This window comes from Chryseobacterium sp. FH1 (assembly GCF_000735135.1).
Classification (GTDB): Bacteria; Bacteroidota; Bacteroidia; order Flavobacteriales; family Weeksellaceae; genus Epilithonimonas.
Map to the genome: position 1 here is coordinate 330,477 of NZ_JPLZ01000002.1, position 17,436 is coordinate 347,912.

General features: G+C 38.5%; 15 protein-coding genes and 1 pseudogene. 9 read left to right on the plus strand and 7 right to left on the minus strand.

Translation table 11 applies throughout. The features are described from left to right. Positions 1 to 17 precede the first annotated feature (17 nt). Genes IO90_RS02790 through IO90_RS02800 form a run of 3 tightly spaced genes read left to right on the plus strand, consistent with a single transcriptional unit; the run spans position 18 to position 1,390 of the window. On the plus strand, positions 18 to 317 hold the full coding sequence (locus IO90_RS02790) for a 2TM domain-containing protein (RefSeq protein WP_034963697.1): 300 nt from the start codon (positions 18 to 20) through the stop codon (positions 315 to 317). Then, the gene (locus IO90_RS02795; RefSeq protein ID WP_034963699.1) at positions 298 to 600 is read left to right on the plus strand and encodes a 2TM domain-containing protein; all 303 of its coding nucleotides are present in this window, start codon (positions 298 to 300) and stop codon (positions 598 to 600) included. Before IO90_RS02790 ends, IO90_RS02795 begins: the two co-directional genes overlap by 20 nt. 43 nt (positions 601 to 643) lie before the next feature. Next, positions 644 to 1,390: a LytR/AlgR family response regulator transcription factor gene (locus IO90_RS02800; RefSeq protein WP_081871762.1), complete on the plus strand. Its 747-nt coding sequence runs from the start codon at positions 644 to 646 to the stop codon at positions 1,388 to 1,390. Positions 1,391 to 1,447: 57 nt separating this feature from the next. Here the strand turns inward: IO90_RS02800 and mnmA are convergent, their stop codons facing one another. Further along, positions 1,448 to 2,635 (minus strand): tRNA 2-thiouridine(34) synthase MnmA, encoded by a 1,188-nt coding sequence (mnmA, locus tag IO90_RS02805; protein ID WP_034963701.1) that lies wholly within the window; start codon positions 2,633 to 2,635, stop codon positions 1,448 to 1,450. Positions 2,636 to 2,749: 114 nt separating this feature from the next. Here mnmA and IO90_RS02810 point away from each other — a divergent pair, with 114 nt between their 5' ends. Next, positions 2,750 to 3,274, plus strand: coding sequence for a hypothetical protein (locus IO90_RS02810; protein ID WP_034963703.1), 525 nt, complete (start codon positions 2,750 to 2,752; stop codon positions 3,272 to 3,274). A 194-nt stretch (positions 3,275 to 3,468) separates the two neighbouring features. Here IO90_RS02810 and IO90_RS02815 read toward each other — a convergent pair whose 3' ends face one another. Continuing rightward, a complete protein-coding gene (locus IO90_RS02815; protein WP_034963704.1) occupies positions 3,469 to 5,991 on the minus strand; it encodes an ATP-dependent Clp protease ATP-binding subunit in 2,523 nt (840 codons plus the stop codon). A 167-nt stretch (positions 5,992 to 6,158) separates the two neighbouring features. On the opposite strand from IO90_RS02815, the gene IO90_RS02820 reads away from it, so the two are divergent. The 3 genes from IO90_RS02820 to IO90_RS02830 all read left to right on the plus strand — a co-directional run bounded on the left by IO90_RS02820 (position 6,159) and on the right by IO90_RS02830 (position 8,075). Further along, on the plus strand, positions 6,159 to 6,374 hold the full coding sequence (locus IO90_RS02820; RefSeq protein ID WP_034963706.1) for a hypothetical protein: 216 nt from the start codon (positions 6,159 to 6,161) through the stop codon (positions 6,372 to 6,374). Position 6,375: 1 nt separating this feature from the next. Continuing rightward, on the plus strand, positions 6,376 to 7,482 hold the full coding sequence (locus tag IO90_RS02825) for a glycosyltransferase (RefSeq protein ID WP_034963708.1): 1,107 nt from the start codon (positions 6,376 to 6,378) through the stop codon (positions 7,480 to 7,482). Positions 7,483 to 7,550: 68 nt separating this feature from the next. Then, entirely contained in the window at positions 7,551 to 8,075 is a 525-nt protein-coding gene (locus IO90_RS02830; RefSeq protein ID WP_165570235.1) for a DUF4251 domain-containing protein, read from the plus strand. On the opposite strand, the gene meaB is transcribed toward IO90_RS02830, so the two are convergent. Continuing rightward, complete coding sequence (gene meaB, locus IO90_RS02835; RefSeq protein WP_034963712.1) at positions 8,072 to 9,058, minus strand: methylmalonyl Co-A mutase-associated GTPase MeaB; 987 nt, start codon at positions 9,056 to 9,058, stop codon at positions 8,072 to 8,074. The two genes, IO90_RS02830 and meaB, sit on opposite strands and share 4 nt — an antisense overlap. A gap of 91 nt (positions 9,059 to 9,149) precedes the next feature. Here meaB and IO90_RS02840 point away from each other — a divergent pair, with 91 nt between their 5' ends. After that, entirely contained in the window at positions 9,150 to 9,455 is a 306-nt protein-coding gene (locus IO90_RS02840) for a hypothetical protein (protein ID WP_034963714.1), read from the plus strand. 32 nt (positions 9,456 to 9,487) lie between these two features. Here the strand turns inward: IO90_RS02840 and IO90_RS02845 are convergent, their stop codons facing one another. The 4 genes and pseudogenes from IO90_RS02845 to scpA form a co-directional block, all read right to left on the minus strand. Beyond that, positions 9,488 to 10,012 carry a tetratricopeptide repeat protein gene (locus IO90_RS02845; protein WP_034963716.1) on the minus strand — a complete coding sequence of 175 codons (525 nt, stop codon included), beginning with the start codon at positions 10,010 to 10,012 and terminating at the stop codon, positions 9,488 to 9,490. Next, the gene (gene prfH / locus IO90_RS02850) at positions 9,999 to 10,697 is read right to left on the minus strand and encodes a peptide chain release factor H (protein WP_034963717.1); all 699 of its coding nucleotides are present in this window, start codon (positions 10,695 to 10,697) and stop codon (positions 9,999 to 10,001) included. Before prfH ends, IO90_RS02845 begins: the two co-directional genes overlap by 14 nt. 213 nt (positions 10,698 to 10,910) lie before the next feature. Further along, positions 10,911 to 12,303, minus strand: a pseudogene (locus IO90_RS02855) (RtcB family protein). A 529-nt stretch (positions 12,304 to 12,832) separates the two neighbouring features. Continuing rightward, positions 12,833 to 14,956: a methylmalonyl-CoA mutase gene (gene scpA / locus IO90_RS02860; protein ID WP_034964263.1), complete on the minus strand. Its 2,124-nt coding sequence runs from the start codon at positions 14,954 to 14,956 to the stop codon at positions 12,833 to 12,835. A gap of 520 nt (positions 14,957 to 15,476) precedes the next feature. Here scpA and htpG point away from each other — a divergent pair. Next, complete coding sequence (gene htpG / locus IO90_RS02865; RefSeq protein WP_034963718.1) at positions 15,477 to 17,366, plus strand: molecular chaperone HtpG; 1,890 nt, start codon at positions 15,477 to 15,479, stop codon at positions 17,364 to 17,366. Positions 17,367 to 17,436: the final 70 nt, after the last annotated feature.

Here is a 17,436-nt window from a genome sequence, read left to right on the forward strand (position 1 = left end):
TTTAAAAAACTAAAAAAATGGAAAATACCAACGAAAAATTACGCTATCAAATGGCATCGGAAAGAGTCAGCAAAATCAAAAAATTCTACACCAGTTTGGCTGTGTTCTTCATCGTTCTCTTTTTGCTTTATGGATTTAAATATCTTAAGTACGGTTTTCCAAACTGGAGCAATATGCAGTTCTCGGCCATATTCGCCATCTGGGGATTGATTCTTGCCATCCGAGGCATCAAGTTATTTTTCTTCAATTCTGATTGGGAAAAAGATATGATCAACAAAGAACTGAAAAAACAAAGCAATGGAAATTATCAACGATAAAAACGAGATTACATATCTTGAAGCCAAGAAAAAAGTGAAAAAACTCAAAGGCTTTTATTCTCATTTGACGATTTATGTTCTTGTAAATCTGTTGATTGTGTTTATGAATATTCAAGATTTGAAACCTGGCGAAAGTTATTTTCAATATAAGAATTTCATCACCTTATTCTTTTGGGGAATTGGTTTGCTTGCGCACGCACTGAGTGTTTTTGTACCTCAATTTGTTTTGGGAAAAAATTGGGAAGAGCGAAAGATTCGAGAACTAATGGATAAGGAAAAATAATATTTTACTTAATTTCGATTAACTTTTAAGGAAATTTATAAAAATGATAAGAACGATCATCATCGAAGACGAAAAACCAGCGGTAAGAAGACTGGAGAAATTATTGAGTTTGTTTTCTGATTTACAAGTTGTTGCAAGCCTAAATTCTGTGGAGGAATCAGTAGAATGGTTTCAGAATAATGAGCATCCACAATTGATTTTTTCAGACATCGTTTTGGGTGACGGATTGTCATTCGATATTTTTGATAAAGTTTCTACGAAGGCATTTATCATTTACACAACGGCTTTTGACCAATATACTTTGAAAGCTTTCAAACTCAACAGCATCGATTATCTTTTGAAACCAATTGAGGAAGAAGATTTGGGAAAAGCGATTGAGAAATTCAAATCGTTCTTGCCGGAGGAAGGTTCTGTTAATTCACAGGAAATCAGACAAATCGTTAGAAAAGAAAAGTCAACGCTTTCAAGGATTTTGGTGAAGATTGGATATAATCTGAAAGTTGTTTCCATTAATGACGTCACTTGCTTTTTCAGTGAAAATAAAATCGTTTACCTCCAAACCAGCGAAAGAACGTTCCCGACAGATTTTACGTTGGACGAATTGGAAAATGTTTTGGAAGAAAGCAAATTTTTCCGCGTGAACAGGCAGTTTATCATCAGTTCGGATTACATCAAAAATATCCACACTTCCCCTAATTACAAAGTTGAGTTGGAGTTTCAGCCGGATGAGGAAATTACGGTGAGCCGAGATCGAGTGAAGGAGTTTAAGGATTGGTTGGCTGGGAATTAAAAGAAACAAGCTCTACGGATTTTCGTAAAGCTTGTATTTATTTAAGTCTATTAATTTCTAAGAAATCACACCACTTCCAATCAATTCATCCTCCAAGTACCAACTTGCAAATTGCCCTTCAGCAATTGCCGACTGTGGATTTTCAAATTCCATATACAATCCGTTTTCGAATTGATGAATTGTTGCTTTCTCCAAAGTTTGACGATAACGGATTCTTGCCAAAACGTCCATAGATTCGCCATTTTTCAATCTCAAATCTTCTCGAACCCAGTGAACTTCTGAATTATCGATTTTCAAAGCTTTGCGGAAAAGTCCAGGGAAATTTTTCCCCTCACCTACGAAGATGATGTTGTTTTCCATTTCTCTCGAGATGATGAAACAAGATTCCTTATGACCTCCAATTCCCAAACCTTTACTTTGACCAATGGTGAAAAACTGCGCCCCTTGATGCTTGCCAATCACTTTTCCGTCCTCTTTCTTATAATTGATTTTCGCAGACAGATATTCCAGCTCTTCTAATTTTGAATTAAAAGTTGGCGTTTCTTTATGGTATTCAGCAAAATCATTGAAGATTTCTACAATTTCACCTTCTTTCGGAACCAATTGTTGCTGAAGAAAAGTTGGTAAACTCACCTTTCCAATAAAACAAAGTCCCTGAGAATCTTTCTTATCAGCCGTTACCAATCCGATTTCTTTAGCGATTTCACGAACTTCAGGTTTCGTCAATTCTCCAATTGGGAACAACGCTTTTGATAATTGGTCTTGGCTTAATTGACAAAGGAAATAACTTTGGTCTTTGTTATTATCTTTTCCAGCCAAAAGATGAAAAATTTCTTTCCCGTTTTCATCAAAAGTAGAAGTCAATCGCGCGTAATGTCCGGTCGCAACTTTCTCAGCACCAAGCGATAAAGCTGTTTTCATAAACACATCGAATTTCACTTCGCGGTTGCAAAGTACATCAGGATTTGGCGTTCTACCTTTTTGATATTCGTCAAACATATAATCCACGATTCGCTCCTTGTAGAGCTCGCTCATATCGATGACCTGATAAGGAATTCCTAATTTTTGTGCGACGAGAAGCGCATCATTGCTGTCTTCGATCCAAGGGCATTCGTCTTCCAATGTTACCGATGCATCGTTCCAGTTTCGCATAAAAAGTGCAATAACTTCGTGACCTTGTTGCTGTAAAAGATAAGCTGTCACACTGGAATCTACGCCTCCGGAGAGGCCAACTACTATTTTCATTTGATTTCAATTTTACGAAACTCTTGACGGGAGTTCTTAGTTTGAGGATGCAAAAATACGATTAAAAAGTTTCGCAAAAAAACCTTAATTTTAAGCATCGATAAAAACAATCTTATGAAGAAATTATTTACTTTAAGTTTAATTTTGCTGAGTCTTTTCTGCTTTTCCCAGATTGCAATGAGTCCACAAGCATCGGCCAACAGATGGACTTTTGGTGGCGGATTGGGTTTGGGTTTTGGAAGTAACAGTTCGTTTAACCTGCAAGTTTCTCCGAGAGTTGGTTATAAAATCACAGATCAGTTGGAAGGCGGAATGGTTGGAAATGTTTCCTGGCAAACCTCAGATTTCTACAAATCGACGATGTTCGGCGTTGGGCCTTTTGCGAATTATTACTTTGCACGCTCGTTTTTCGTTGGCGCCAATCTTCAGCAGTATTTCATTAATTCAACAGAAAAATTTAACAATTACAAATATTCTACAGATGAAACTGCACTATATCTCGGTGGTGGATATATGCAATCCATTGGGAATAATGCGTTTGCACAATTCGGCATAATGTACAATGTGCTTTGGAAGGAGAGAAGTAGTATTTTCAGTAGTGGATTTATACCAAGTGTTGGCTTTGTGATAGGATTATAAAAACAAAACCCTCTACCTTAGCCAATGACCTTAAACTAGGTTAATCTGTCTGCAACATTTGATGCATGAATTTTAAATTCATTGGTTACTAAAAATAAAAGATGCTTCGCCAGTGGAATTACATCTCTTACGTTCAAATCCATAATGTAAAAAAGACCACCTTTGCGGGTGGTCTTTTATAGATTTGAAATGATTTATTTTACGATTTGCTCTTCTTTCACAGTTTCGCCTTCCAAACCATCTTTGGCTTCATTGACTTTCAGTACAACGGTTTCGCCTTCTCCAAATTGCTTATTGACAAGCATTTCGGCCAACAAGTCTTCGATGTATTTCTGAATCGCACGTTTCAAAGGTCTAGCTCCGAAATCTTTATCCCATCCTTTTTCTGAGATGAAATCTTTCGCTTCTTCTGTCAATTCAACTCTGTAACCTAATTTTTCAAGTCTGCTGTAAAGTTTTCCAAGCTCAAGATCAATGATTTTTTTGATGTCTTTCTGCTCTAAAGAGTTAAAGATTACAATGTCATCAATTCTATTAAGGAATTCAGGTGCAAATGCCTTCTTCAAAGCGTTCTCAATCGTAGACCTTGCTCTTGCATCGGTATTTGTTTTCTTCGCATTGGTTCCGAATCCTACACCATCTCCGAAGTCTTTCAGGTCTCTGGTTCCGATATTCGAAGTCAGAATGATGATTGTATTTCTAAAATCAATTTTTCTACCTAATGAATCCGTTACAAAACCTTCGTCCAAAATCTGCAATAAGATATTGAAAACATCCGGATGCGCTTTCTCGATTTCGTCCAAAAGTACGACTGCGTAAGGTTTTCTTCTGACAGCTTCTGTTAATTGTCCACCTTCTTCATAACCAACGTATCCTGGAGGCGCACCAACCAATCTTGATACAGCAAATTTCTCCATATACTCACTCATATCGATTCTGATTAATGATTCGTCAGATTCGAATAATTCGCGAGCCATTACTTTGGCTAATTCGGTTTTACCAACACCAGTTGTTCCAAGGAAAATGAATGTTCCAATTGGTCTGTTTGGATCTTTAAGACCAGCTCTGTTTCTTTGAATGGCTTTCACCACTTTTTTCACAGCGTCTTCCTGACCGATAACTTTTCCATTAAGTTTCTCATCCATCTGAGCCAGTTTATCAAGCTCATTTTTACCAACTTTCGTTACAGGAACGCCACTCATCATAGAAACCACTTCCGCAACACTTTCTTCGGTCACTTCTTCTTTTTTCTCTTTGACGTCTTTGTCCCACTGTTCCTGAGCAAGATTTAATTCGATTTGAAGTCTTTCTTCCTCGTCTTTCAGTTTTCTTGCTTCAAGGTAATCTTGGGCTTTCACTGCTTGCTGTTTCAATTCCTTCACTTCTTCGATGCGTGTTTCGTGCTCGATGATCTCAGAAGGAACTTTCATGTTTTTTATGTAAACTCTAGATCCGGCTTCGTCCATCGCATCAATCGCTTTGTCTGGTAGGAATCTGTCTGTGATATATCTCGCTGTCAAATTCACACAAGCTTGGATGGCCTCATCTGTGTAATGAACATTGTGATGGTCCTCATATTTATCTTTGATCTGATGAAGGATCTGAATGGTTTCGTCTACCGTAGTTGGTTCTACCATCACCTTTTGGAAACGACGTTCCAAAGCTCCATCTTTCTCGATATATTGTCTGTACTCGTCAAGCGTTGTAGCACCAATACATTGGATCTCACCTCTTGCCAAAGCCGGTTTGAACATATTGGAAGCGTCCAAACTTCCGGTAGAACTTCCAGCGCCAACAATCGTGTGCAACTCATCAATGAAAAGGATGACATCGCGGTTTTTCTCCAATTCTGTCATGATCGCTTTCATTCTCTCTTCGAATTGTCCACGATATTTGGTTCCAGCAACTAAACTTGCGAGATCAAGAGTAATAACTCTCTTTCCATAAAGAACTCGAGAAACTTTCTTCTGCTGAATTCTCAAAGCCAAACCTTCTGCGATGGCTGATTTACCAACACCGGGCTCACCAATCAAAAGCGGATTGTTTTTCTTTCTTCTTGATAAGATTTGAGAAACCCTTTCAATCTCTTTTTCACGACCGATAACCGGATCCAGTTTTCCATCTCTTGCGAGAGAAGTTAGATCACGACCGAAGTTGTCCAAAGTTGGGGTTTTACTTTTCTGAGCGCCAAGATTTCCTGTAGGCTTTTTCATTTGGCTGTAAGGTTCTTCTTTTTCCTCGTCATCGTCGTACGCACTATTCTGTGGCAACTGATCGGTGTTTTTCAACATCGTTCTGTATGCTTTTTGGACCGCGTCATAATCGATATCGTAAGCCTGTAAGATATTGGCCGTTGGATCCTCTTGTTTATAAAGAATACCTAACAACAGGTGCACCGTATTGATATCGGAAGATTGATATTGGCGACATTCCAATTCAGATCTTTTCACGGCCTGATCGGCCATTTTTGTAAAAGAAATGCTTCCCATATTCGCTGTAAACGGATTTGAGTTTACAGAGCTCAGGGTTTCTATTTTTCTCTTTATCTGGGTAAGATCTGCGCTTAGACTTTCGAGGATCTCCTTTGCAGAATTTTCAGTTTTGATGATTCCTAAAAGGAAATGTTCAGTATTCAGAAATTCACTCTGCAAACGCCTTGCTTCATTTTTGCTTTGCTTGAACACGCGGTTCAAACCGTCTGAAAATTTATAATCCATAATTAAAAATTATACACTAAGTTATGTTTTTTATGATAAATCCTACAATTAATTATTGTAAAATTTAAATATTTGTTTGCAAATAGATTGCCATTAGAAAAAAACGGACTTTATGACTTGATTTTTTTATAAAATTGTTTAGGTTTGTAAACCTCAAAAAACACCAGATGAATAATTGGTCCGAATATGTTGGTTACTTGGCCTCGATTTTCGTGGTAGTCAGCTTTTTGCTTAAAGATATTAAAACGATAAGAACCGTCAATTTATTGGGTTGCATCTGTTTTGTTATTTACGGGATCTACAGTGGAATGCTTTTGCCAATCATCATTCCCAATGCTGTGCTTGCAGTGATCCAAATCTATAATATTTTGAAAAAGAATTAAAATGAAAGTTATCGTCAGTGTTTTTAATAATCTGTATACCGACCAGCGTGTGGAAAAAGTATGCAAAACACTTTGTGATAATGGTTACGAACCTGTTCTGATTGGATGCAACTGGCTGGGAGCGCCGGAAATGGAACGACCATATTCTTTTTTCAGGATTGAATTAAGATCAAAAAAACTGCGATTTGCCTACATCGAATTTCAGAGAAAATTGTACAAAGAAATTTTAAAAAATACTGACAATAAGACCATTTTACTGGCCAATGATCTGGAAACTTTAATGCCAAATTATCTGATTTCCAAAAAACTCAACATTCCAATCATTTTCGACAGCCACGAGATCTTCACAGAAATGCCAACCATCCAAGGCCGTTGGGTGAAGCACGTTTGGAAGAAAATTGAAAAGACATTTGTCCCGAAAATCAAAAGAATGATCGCGGCAAGTAATTCCTACGCCAATTGGTTTGTAAAAGAATATGATATTAATAAACCAGTTGTCATCAATAATTTACCAAGGAAAATCGAGTTTACAGGAATCAAAGAAAACTCGAAAAAAGTAATTCTTTATCAAGGTTGGTTGAATTATTCAAGAGGAATCGACAAAGCCATTCTCGCAATGCAATCGATTGACAATGCTGAGCTATGGATTGCTGGCGGTGGACCAATGGAATCGGAATTTAAAAAAATTGCGGAGGATGCAAAAGTGGAAGATAAAGTAAAATTCTTGGGAAAACTGCGACCTGCAGATCTTCGTGAGATTACGCCGAAAGCTGACGTGGGATTGAGTATTGAGGAAAATAAAGGACTTAGCTATTATTATTCTTTACCAAATAAAATTTCAGATTACATCCAATCGCGAGTTCCTGTAGTGGTTTCTAATTTTCCAGAAATGACAAACATTGTTAACAATTTCGGAGTGGGAGAAATTATAGAAAATCATTCGCCAGAACATCTTGCTGAAAAAATAAATTTGGTGTTAAAAAATGGAAAAGCATTCTATCTTCACAACCTGAATGTGGCTTCTGACGAGCTTTGTTGGGAAAATGAAGAAGATAAAATATTAAAGCTTTTCAGTGAGGCCAGAAAAGATTTGGAACGCAGCCATTAACCTTTCCGCTTTTATCACATCTAAAAGTTGCATCATTCTTGCATCTATAACTTTCTAAAACAATGAAAATGAAAACAATCATATTAATATTCAGTGTAGCATTAATGACTATTAGTTGTGGAAGTACAACTTATTTGGATCAAGCGAGTTTGAGTTCTGCCATCGAAAAGAGGGAATTCAACTACAACGCAACAAAAGCATTTCCTCTGGACAACAATAGTGTGAACAATATTCTAAATTCATTCCCTGGAGGAGCAGGCGCTGGGCGACTAATGAATCTGGATCCCGGCTATGGTTTTAATCTAAAAAAAGATTTGTTCAGCGTGTATTTGCCATATTTCGGAAGAGCGTTTAACGTAAGCCCGGCTGATGTCAACAATGGTGGAATACGATTTGAATCCAAAAAATTTGCAATCAAGCAATCTTTGACCAAAAAAGGCAATACACTTTTGGTAATCACGCCGGAAGACCATAAAGTTGATTTTGTTTTTAATTTGGAGATTTTCAAAAATGGAAGCGCGTTTCTTTCTGTTAATTCTAATGACAGACAACCAATAAGTTACGACGGTAGTCTTTCGGTTGGCGGTAACTAACTTCCAAACAATTTTTTAACAAATTCTCTTGCTTCTGAACTCGAATTTGATTTGAGATTGGAAGCATTTTCTTTATGTTCGAGGTAAGAATTTTCCAATGAATGATCTCGCTTGGCTTTTTCCAAAATATATTTCTTAACCCAAAATTCAAATCTTTTTTCAGCTTGATTTTTTCGGTTTTCCAGAAAAGTTCCATTCTTATTTTTGAGTGAAATGAAGTTTTCTATCTTTTCAAAAGTTTCCGTCAATCCTTCGTTTTCTAAGGCTGAACCTAATATAATTGGCACTTTCCAATCTTTTTCTTTTGCTGTGATGAATTGTAAAGCTCGGGATAATTCGGTTTTAGTGAGTTTGGCTTTTGCAAGATTTTCGGGATTGACTTTATTAATGAAAATCAAATCTGCCATTTCCATGATGCCTCGCTTGATGCCTTGAAGTTCGTCCCCGCCGCCTATGATCTTCAGAAAAAGGAACACGTCCGTAATATCATTGACCAAGGTTTCACTTTGCCCGACGCCAACGGTTTCTATCAAAATGTAATCGTAACCCGAAGCTTCACAAATCAAGAGACTTTCGTAAGTCGTATTCGCAATGCCACCAAGAAATCCAGAACTTGGACTTGGGCGGATAAACGCATTTGGGTCTTTCGCCAATTCTTCCATCCTGGTTTTGTCGCCAAGAATGCTGCCTTTGTTAATAGATGAACTCGGATCCACGGCCAAAACCGCGACCTTTTTTCCTTTTTCAATCGCTAATTTTCCAAATGTTTCTATAAAAGTAGATTTTCCAGCGCCGGGAACGCCAGTAATTCCAATTCTGATCGACTTTCCAGTGAGAGGCAGAATCGCTTTCAAAAGTTGGTCGGCCAGATCTCTATGCTCTGCTTTTTTACTTTCGATGAGTGTAATGGCTTTGCCAAGAATCCGTTTGTCAGACGCTTTGATTCCTGCGATGTAATCGTCGATACCGAATTGCTTTGCCATTTTGGAAATTTGGAATTGTTACAAATTAGTGACCAGCGATAGAAGCTGTCATCAAATTAATTACTTTTGAACTAAATCAAATTCAAAAATAATGAAAAAATACTTATATAGTCTCTGCCTTGTTGGCGTTATCGTTTATTCTTGTAAAACGCAACAAACGACGACCACAACTGAAACTTCCACAGCAACCGCAAATCTTACAAATGAAGAAATGCTTAAAAAAGGAGAGGATTTATTTAATCTAAGATGCGGAAGATGCCACGACTTGCCAAAACCATCTAACTTTACAGTAGAAGATTGGAAACCAATTATGGCCTCCATGGCACCAAAAGCAAAACTGAATGCAGAGGAAACCAATTGGGTCTTGGCTTATGTGAATGCAAATGCTAAGAAATGATTTTAAATATTTTGTGAATAAAAAAGGAAACCTCAATTGGTTTCCTTTTTCTTTTTAGCTGATTTTTTCCTCAGCTTTTTTGGCATTTTTGATTTGACGAATTGCTCTCTGGCTTTCAGAAATTCAAGCATTTCCTTATTATAACTGAATTGCTTTGCGTCATTTAAAAACTTCAAAGCATTCGCAAGACTTCCTCTCATCTCAGAAAGCATAGCTCTGTAAAACCATAAAGTCGATCTGTCAATTCCTTTGATTTTTAAAGAATAGTTAATCAGTTTTTCTGCTTCCTGAAAATCTTCGTTGTCCAAAAGACATTTAATGTAATATTTTGGCGTATTCAGATTGGTCACATCACATTGCATTGCTTCCTCGAAATAGAGTTTTGCTTTTTCATAGTCATCGAGCATTTCGCTGTAGATTCTTCCCATCAGACAAAGTGAATCTGCATCTTCTGGGTCGTATGAAAGCGCATAATTCAGTGCTTCCAGACAATCCGGCAAGCTGTATGGATAATTATCCAGCGCTTCAAAATAATATTTACTTTTAGTTAAGGTCATTTCTGTAGTTTTTTAATTCGTTTTTCAGTTGATTCCTCTCTTTTTTGAAAGTTTTCTCCTGATGATTCTTTTTAAAATCGGTTCCTGAAAAAGTTCGGATAGGATTTCCTCTCTGAACATTCAAATGATTGTTCCAGGTTTCCTGCATTTGTTTTTCCAGTTGCTGGATGTGAAATTCCATCACTTTTTCTTTTAATCTGATGATTGAAATTTTCTTGTTTTCCAGTTGCGAACGGGAATCCTGCACGAAAACACTCTGTCCTGTCTTCGGATAGGTTGCACGTACTGCGGTTTCCACCTTATTCACGTTTTGTCCACCACTTCCTTGACTTCTTGCGGTCTGAAACTGAATGTCTCTTTCATTAAAATCCATTTTCTCCAAACCTTCCAGTTCAAAAATCCCGATAAACCAGTTGCTTCGTTTATGGAATTTTCTAAAAGTGCTTTTGCCAATCCAGAGAATGCTTCCGAGCCAGTTTTTCAGAAATTCATTAGCTTCTTTTCCTTTTAAAACTAATGTCGCAGATTTCAAAGTCAGGTTTTGGTCGCCATTTTCGCGGTGGATGATTTCGTAACCAATTTTATTTTGTTTTGCTTCCTCAAGAAAGACCTTCAGAACTTTGGCAACTACCCACTGACATTCCAAAGGTCCTCTTCCCGAGGTGATTTGTATTATTTTGTCCATTTTTTATAGGAGCTTAATCCCGCTTTCCGCTGTATCTTTTTTTGCCCTCGCTTTTTTCAAGCCCTTGCAAAAAAAAGGATGCCGCTGCAATCGGGGCTATGTTTTTACTCCTTTGTATTACTATTTGTTATAAATTATTTAATGATTTTTGAAAGAATTAAAATGCAGGTATTTGACATCAAACACCCAACATCCCGCATCCAACATCAAGCATTATTTATCCATCCTCACAATTCGGGGTTGGAAAGTTCCGAGAATATCGACCAGTTCACTTTGCGCATTCATCACTTCATTGATGTCTTTGTACGCCATCGGTGCTTCTTCCGCATTTCCGCCCATCAAGGTGACATTTTTAAGTTTTAATTCTTTCTTAATGTCATTTTGAGTAAAACGGTTTCTGCATTCACCTCTTGAAAAAGCTCTTCCCGCTCCGTGTGAAGCCGAGTTCAGCGAATCCGGATTTCCTTTTCCACGCACGATGAAACCTTTTGCCGTCATCGAGCCGGGAATCATTCCCAACTCGTTTTCATTTGCCGGAGTTGCGCCTTTTCTGTGGACAATCACTTCCTTTCCGTTGTGAATTTCTTTCCATGCAAAGTTGTGATGGTTTTCGATTCTGGCTTTTACTCTTCCGCCGACCGCTTTCACCAGTCTTCTGTGAATATCGTCGTGACAGGCCGAAGCATAATCTCCCGCAAGATTCATCGCCGTCCAGTATTCTAAACCGAGATGCGTGTTCAAATCCAGCCAGGCAAAATTTTGCGCTTCTTTTGGTAACGGACATTGTTCGGTCGCCACTCTCGAATAGTACTGAGCGATTTCTGCTCCCAAACCACGCGAACCACTGTGAGAAAGAATTCCGAGGTATTTTCCTTTAGGAAGATTGATTTGCTCGTCTTCTTCCGTAATTTCCACTTCCCCGAATTCCACGAAGTGATTTCCTCCGCCGGAACTACCCATTTGTTTGATGGCTTTACCTTTTAATCTTCTCAAAATCGGAATTAAATCAAACGTGTCTCGGTCGAAAATCTCGTGGTCAACGTGAGATTTATGTGTTTCATACATCCCGAATTTGGTGTGTTCGGCAAGTGCTTTTTCATATTTGTCTCTTGCGCCGTCGAGATATGAAATTGGCGTATCCAAAATACTGAGCGACATTCTGCAACCGATATCCATCCCGACTCCATAAGGAATCACGACATTTTCTACGGCGAGAACTCCACCGATTGGAAGTCCGTAACCGCTGTGGGCATCGGGCATCAAAGCGCCTTGTGTTGCAATTGGCAGTTTCAGTGCAGTGTAGAGTTGGTTTTTTGCTTCATCTGAAATATCAATTTCCGAAAATTTGGAAAGACGCCCGGTTGGTGTTGAGCATTCTTTTCTCAGTTTTCTTTGATGAAAGCAAAGCTTCTGCAATTTGTCCGAAGGTTAAATCTTTCTCGAAGTTCTCCGGATTTTGGTGGATTTCCTTGAGAAGCGATTTCACATAATGAATATTTTTGGTTGCAAAATTTCTTTTCATTACATCCAAAGCGATGTTGACGCTCTGGTTGTTTGGATAGCCTAATTTTAATATATCTTTTCCTTTTAATTTTAAATTTCCCATTTTTATATAATTGATGAATGATGAGAGATCATTGATTTTCTCGCATCTGGCTTGCCAACTGAAATTTTAGTTGGTTTTATTCAATCCTTCAAGGTTTTTGAAACCTTGAAGGTTTATGGAAGGAGTTTGTCCTAGCCCCGATGGAAACGGCATCCTTTTTTTTGCGTGGGCTTGAAAAATAGCGTTGGCGAAAAAAGATACAGTGGACAGCGGGAAATTGCTCCTTAAAAAAAATAATAAGTAACAATTCGACGTAGTCAAATAGCTCCTGATAAAAAATTTGATTTCGGGGAAACGTTTTGAGTTTGAAATATTGCGCAATAAAAAACCCGAAATCTTACGACTCCGGGTTTTGATATTTCATTATACTGTTGTTCTAAGAATGTACCAATCCACGAAGCCTCGCCTTTGCAAAAGGCAATCCTACTGATGTATGTAAGTTGTATTTGAACATTGCTTCGTTGTTATTTTTATTGGTTGAAATTGATTTTCAGGTGCAAAGATAGAAATAAATTTTAATTACAAGATTTTAAGACAAAAATTTCTCCAAAATCTCCACAGCACTTTTCGGCAAATTAGTTCCCGGCCCAAAAATATGATGCGCCCCATTTTGATACAAAAATTCATAATCCTGTTGCGGAATTACACCTCCAACAACGATTGTAATATCATCTGCACCCAATTTTTTCAACTCTTCCACCACTTGCGGAACCAAAGTTTTATGTCCAGCCGCCAGAGACGAAACACCCAAAATGTGAATGTCATTTTCCACCGCTTGTTTCGCAACTTCTTCCGGCGTTTGAAATAACGGCGCAACATCGACATCAAATCCCATATCGGCAAATGCGGTTGCGACTACTTTTGCACCACGGTCGTGACCGTCCTGTCCCATTTTTGCGACCATAATTCTTGGTCGTCTTCCTTCTTGGTGTTCAAATTTTTGGCTTAAAGCAACTGCTTTTTCGAAGTATTCATTTTTGCTTGCATTCATTGCGTAAACTCCTGATATGGTTCTGATATTGGCTTTGTAACGCCCGAAACTTTCCTCCATCGCATCGCTCATTTCGCCGAGAGTGACTCTTCTGCGAGCGGCTTCGATGCAAAGTTCTAGAAGATTTCCAGTTCCGGTTTTTGCTGTTTCTCGAATTTGATTTAAAATTTCTTCAACCGATTCTGAATTGCGTTCGGATTTAATTTTGTCTAATCTTTCGATTTGTTTTCTGCGAACTTCCGTATTGTCGATGTCGAGGATTTCTATTTCGGTTTGTTTCAAATCTGATTTGAAGGAATTGATGCCGATGATGAATTCTTCTCCGCTATCGATTTTTGCTTGCTTGATGGCCGATGCTTCCTCTATTCTCATTTTCGGAATTCCGGCTTCGATGGCTTTCGTCATTCCGCCTTCTTTTTCTACTTCATCGATGAATTTCATTGCTTCCTCAATCATTTGTTGCGTTAAAGTTTCAATCAAATGACTTCCGCCCATTGGGTCAACGACGTCGCAGATTCCGCTTTCTTGTTGAAGGATAATCTGTGTATTTCTCGCAATTTTCGCTGAATAATCTGTTGGTAAAGCAATCGCTTCATCCAAAGCATTGGTGTGCAAAGATTGTGTTCCGCCCAAAGCTGAAGACAAAGCTTCAATCGTTGTTCGGGTAATATTGTTGAAAGGTTCTTGCTCTGTCAAGCTCCAGCCAGATGTTTGCGAATGCGTTCTTAGGGCTAAAGATTTTTGATTCTGAGGATTGAATTGTTTTAGAAGATTTGCCCAAATATATCTCGCAGCGCGCATTTTCGCGATTTCCATAAAATGATTCATTCCGATGGCCCAGAAAAAGGATAATCTTGGAGCGAAATCATCGACGTTCATTCCGGCTTTGATTCCGGTTCGCACATATTCCAAACCGTCGGCTAAGGTGTAGGCCATTTCCAAAACCGGCGTTGCACCAGCTTCCTGCATGTGATAACCCGAGATTGAAATCGAGTTGAACTTTGGGATATTCTTGGAAGTGTATTCGAAAATATCGGCGATTATTTTCATTGATGGCGTTGGTGGATAGATGTAAGTATTTCGAACCATAAATTCCTTCAAAATATCATTCTGAATGGTTCCGGAAAGCTTGTCCATCGAGATTCCTTGTTCTTCTGCCGAAACAATATAAAAAGACAAAATCGGCAAAACCGCCCCGTTCATTGTCATCGAGACTGAGATTTCGTCCAATGGAATTCGGTCAAACAAAATCTTCATATCCTCAACCGAATCTATTGCAACACCTGCTTTTCCAACGTCACCCACAACTCTTGCGTGGTCGGAATCGTAACCACGATGTGTTGCCAAATCGAATGCTACGGAAAGACCTTTTTGTCCAGCTTGGAGATTTCTTCTGTAAAATGCATTAGATTCTTCTGCTGTGGAAAATCCAGCATACTGGCGGATTGTCCAAGGTTTTTGAACATACATCGTGGAATATGGACCACGAAGAAAAGGCGCAATCCCAGCGGAACCGGCTTTGATGTCTTTGTTTTTGACATCTTCGCAGGTGTATTTTGATTTCAGTTCCAATCCGTCTTTTTCAAAAGTGTAATTTTCTGAATTGGAATCGAAGGTAATGTTCTTGAAATCAGGGTTTTGATTTTGGATTTGGTGGCGCATTTTGGATTTGTCTTGATGAAAGTAAATGTAAGGATTTTTTTTAACCACAAAGAGCGCAAAGTTTTTGCACAAGGTTCACGAGGGTTACTTAGGTTTTTAACGCAAAGCCTGCTAAGTTCGCAATGATACTTTGATATGCTATGCATAAACTTCAAACTCGTCAATTAGCACAAAGTGTTAGATTAGAAATAAGAATTGTGTGCTTAGTGGAATCTTTGTGTATTTGTGGTTTTTACCAAAGCGACAATTTGTCATTAATTGTTGGATGGTCTTTTTTTTGTGAAATCTTGATGGACCGTGGAAACCCGCGACAGGGATAGTAGTGGAAATCCTTTTGCTTGGGAAATGCGTCAACGGATGACAAATCGTGATAAGCAAAAGATTGTAGCGGATAGCCCGGTGACAAAATAGCTCGGGGAAAGTTTTGGCTTTTGGCAGTCGCCCGAATTATGACTGATAATCGATAAATGATTATGATTGGGGAATTGAAATTTTAAATAAAACAAAAAATAATATAAATATGTCAACAGGAAGTATTAATGTGTCGGTGGAGAATATTTTTCCGCTGATCAAGAAGTTTCTTTACAGTGATCATGAGATCTTTCTTCGTGAATTGATCTCCAATGCGACGGATGCAACGACGAAGTTGAAACATCTGACCGTGATTGGTGAAGCGAAAGTAGATTATGGAAATCCGATCATCGAGGTGAAAATTGATAAAGAGGCGAAAACGCTGACTATCAAGGATCAAGGTCTTGGGATGACGGGCGAGGAAGTTGAGAAATACATCAACCAGGTTGCGTTTTCCGGTGCGGAGGAATTCCTTGAAAAATATAAGGATTCTGCGAAAGATGCGGGAATTATCGGACATTTTGGTCTTGGGTTTTATTCGGCATTTATGGTGGCGGAAAAAGTGGAAATCTTTACGAAGTCTTACAAAGAAGATAATAAAGCGGTTCGTTGGATCTGCGACGGAAGCCCGGAATATACTTTGGAAGAAACAGAAAAATATGACAGAGGAACGGAGATCGTGCTTCATATTGCAGAGGATTCTTTGGAATTTTTGGAAGAGTCCAAAATCCGTGAACTTTTGACGAAGTATAATAAATTCAATCAAATTCCAATTAAATTTGGGACGAAAACAGAGACCTTGCCTTTGCCAGAAGGTTCTGCGGAAGATGCAAAGCCAGAATCGGTTGAGGTAGATAATATCATTAACAATCCAACGCCGGCTTGGACAAAAGCGCCGAGCGAACTGAAAGCTGAGGATTACAACACTTTCTACAGAGAATTGTATCCGATGCAGTTCGAAGATCCGTTGTTCCACATCCATTTGAACGTGGATTATCCATTCAATTTGACGGGTGTTTTGTTCTTCCCGAAATTGGCGAACAACCTTAATATCGAGAAAGATAAAATCCAACTATATCAAAATCAAGTTTTTGTAACAGATGAGGTGAAAGGAATTGTTCCAGATTTCTTGATGTTGCTGCGAGGTGTGATCGATTCTCCGGATATTCCTTTGAACGTTTCCCGTTCTTACCTGCAGGCTGATGGCGCGGTAAAGAAGATCTCTTCTTACATCACGAAAAAAGTGGCGGACAAAATGGTTTCGTTATTCAATGAGAATCGTGAAGATTACCAGCAAAAATGGAATGACATCAAGATCGTGATCGAGTACGGAATGATCTCTGAAGATAAATTCTATGAAAAATCTGACAAGTTTGCGCTTTACCCAACAACGGAAGGCCAATATTATCTTTGGAATGAATTGGTTGAGAAGATCAAGCCAACTCAAACCGACAAAGACGGAAAAACAGTGATCCTCTACGCAACCAACGCGGATGAGCAACACAGCTACATCGCGTCTGCGAGAGACAAAGGTTATGAAGTCTTGTTGTTGGATTCTCCAATTGTTCCGCACTTGATCCAGAAATTGGAAAGCTCTAAGGACAATGTTTCTTTTGCGAGAGTAGATGCAGATCACATCAATAATTTAATCAAAAAAGATGAACCTGTTATTTCTAAATTGAATGAAACGGATAAGGAAACTTTGAAGAAAAATATCGAGGAATCTATCAATGACCAAAAGTTCACCGTTCAGTTGGAAGATTTGGATTCTACAGATGCACCGTTTACCTTGACTCAGCCGGAATTTATCAGAAGAATGAAGGATATGCAGGCCACTGGCGGTGGCGGAATGTTTGGAATGGGCGGTTTCCCAGAAATGTATAATTTGGTTGTGAATTCTAACTCGGATTTTGCCGGAGAATTATTGAAGAAAGAAAGTGCTGAAGAGAAAAGCGCGATGATCAATCAAGCTTTGGATCTGGCGAAATTGTCACAGAATCTTTTGAAAGGAAAAGAATTGACAGACTTTATCAAGCGTAGTTTTGAGAGTTTGAAATAATATAAGATCAATTGATTTCCCCAACCCAAAAGGGAGTCAATTGATTTTTCTTTGCTTCCTTTAAGGTTTG